The organism is Paraburkholderia kururiensis JCM 10599 = LMG 19447, assembly GCF_003986935.1.
GTDB lineage: Bacteria > Pseudomonadota > Gammaproteobacteria > Burkholderiales > Burkholderiaceae > Paraburkholderia > Paraburkholderia kururiensis.
Genome location: NZ_RJZE01000078.1, coordinates 1 through 2,333 on the forward strand (window position 1 = coordinate 1; position 2,333 = coordinate 2,333).

The 2,333-nt window shown below is 64.1% G+C and carries 2 protein-coding genes; both read right to left on the reverse strand.

All coding sequences use genetic code 11. From position 1 onward, the window contains the following. Positions 1–73: 73 nt before the first annotated feature. A complete protein-coding gene (istB, locus tag PKKP23_RS33230; RefSeq protein ID WP_126880062.1) occupies positions 74–850 on the reverse strand; it encodes an IS21-like element helper ATPase IstB in 777 nt (258 codons plus the stop codon). Then, the coding region (istA, locus tag PKKP23_RS33235) for an IS21 family transposase (RefSeq protein ID WP_126880063.1) at positions 840–2,333 on the reverse strand (1,494 nt) is incomplete at its 5' end. The genes istB and istA, both read right to left, overlap by 11 nt.

Below are 2,333 nucleotides of genomic sequence, written 5' to 3' on the forward strand. Positions count from 1 at the left end.
TGTTGATTTGCACGGAAGCCTGACCCACGATTTGCATTGAATTCTGACCCACCCGTTGGACCAGCTTTGCGGGTTATTCGGTGGGTATCTGGGTCTTCTTTCGCTCCTTCTTTGGCTGTGTCGTGCTGTTTCTGAAACGATAGCTATCGTTGCCTGTTTCTACAATGTGGCAGTGGTGTGTGAGCCGGTCGAGCAGCGCGGTGGTCATCTTCGCATCGCCAAACACACTGGCCCATTCGGCGAAGCTCAGGTTGGTGGTGATGATGATGCTGGTGCGCTCGTAGAGCTTGCTGAGCAGATGGAACAGCAGCGCCCCGCCGGTCTGGCTGAACGGCAGGTAGCCGAGCTCGTCCAGCACCACGAGGTCGGCATACATGAGCCGTGTTGCAAGCTGCCCGGGCTTGCCGCCCAGCTTCTCCTGTTCGAGTGCGTTGACCAGTTCGATGGTGGAGAAGAAACGCACACGGCGGCGATGATGTTCGAGCGCCTGCACACCGATGGCCGTCGCCAGATGGGTCTTGCCCGTACCGGGTCCACCCACCAGCACGATGTTGTGCGCCGAGTCGATGAAGTCGCACTGGTACAGCTGGCGCACCAGTGCCTCGTCGGCATCGCTGCAGCTGAAGTCGAACCCGCCCATGTCGCGGTACGCCGGGAAGCGTGCCACCTTCATCTGGTACGCGAGGGAACGCACTTCGCGCTCGGCAATCTCCGCCTTGAGCAATCCGGCCAGCACCAGCGAAGCCGCCTTGTACGCCGGCGAGTCCTGCGCTGCGAGTTCGCCCAGCGCCTGGGCCATGCCGTGCAGCTTCAGTGACTTGAGCATCTGCATCATGGCCTCAGGCTGCATGGCTGTCCTCCCGGCCACGCAGGCGGTCGTAGCGGCCGACGTTGGCCTGTGGCTCGACCTTCAGTGCGAAGGCCTGCGGCGTCTGCAGCGGCGGCACAGGCGGGCTGTCGAGCAGACGGCTGAGGATGTTCAGTACCGTCTGCTTGTTCGGCACACCCGCCTCAAGCGCCCGCTCAACTGCGGTGAGCACCATCTGTTCGTCGTGCAGCAGTACCAGCGCCAGGATCTCGACCATCTCGCGGTCGCCGCCCGGGTGCCTGAGCAGCACGCCCTGCAGCCTGCGCAAGGCCTCTGGAAACTCGGCGAACGGTGCGCCATTGCGCAGTGCGCCCGGTTTGCGCTGCAGGACGGCCAGGTAGTGACGCCAGTCGTAGATCGTCTCGCCGCGGTCATGGCTGCGGTTGATACGCCGCCCATGCTCGGCGATCACCTGCCCCTCGGCCACGAACACCAGCCTTGCGGCATACACACGCAGGCTGATGGGCCGGTTGGCGAACGACGCCGGCACGCTGTAGCGGTTGCGTTCGAAGTTCACCAGGCAGGTGGGTGAAACGCGCTTGATATGTTCGACGAAGCCATCGAACGGCTGGCCCACCGGCATCAGGTGCGGACGCTCGGCCGACCACGCATCCCAGACCGTCATGTCCTGCTCCGGGTGCCGCGTCTGCTGCCACAGCAGTACGCACTGGTCGGCCAGCCAGTCGTTCAGCGCAGCCAGTGAACCGAACGCCGGCACCTTCTGCCAGAGGCGGTGGCGGCTGTCCTGGACGTTCTTCTCGATCTGCCCCTTCTCCCAGCCCGAAGCCACGTTACAGAACTCGGCATCAAACAGGTAGTGGCTCACCATCGCGCTGAAGCGCGCGTTGACCTCGCGCACCTTGCCGGGACGCACCCGGTCGACGGCAGTCTTCATGTTGTCGTAGATGCCGCGGCGTGGAATGCCACCCCAGGCGACGAACGCATGATGATGCGCATCGAACAGCATCTCGTGGGTCTGCAGCAGGTAAGCACGCAGGAAGAAGGCCCGGCTGTGGCTGAGCTTGAGCTGCGCGACCTGCAGCTTGACACGCTCGCCGTTGATCACCGCCCAGTCCTCGCTCCAGTCGAACTGGAATGCCTCGCCAGGGGCAAAGCGCAGCGGCACGAACGTTCCGCGTCCCGTGGTCTTCGCCTGCTCGTGCTGTTCCTGCCGCCAGCGCCGGGCAAACGCCGCCACGCGGTCATAGGAGCCCGTGAAGCCAAGCGCGCACAGATCCGCGTGTATCTGCCTGAGCGTCCTGCGCTGCTTGCGCGGCCGGTTCGCCTCGGTCTTGAGCCAGCCTGCCAGCTTCGCGGCAAACCCGTCGAGTTTGCTGGGGCTGTGGCGCTCGGGATAGGCTGGCAGAACCGTGCCGGCCCGGATGTAACGCCTGACCGTGTTTCTGGACACGCCCAGCCGTCTGGAAATCTCGCGCAACGAGACCTGATCGCGAAAGTGCCAGCG

What these genes read in the sequence shown, in the direction of transcription:
- istB (WP_126880062.1), bottom strand. Translation starts at nt 850, where the DNA reads ATGCAGCCTGAGGCCATGATGCAGATGCTCAAGTCACTGAAGCTGCAC.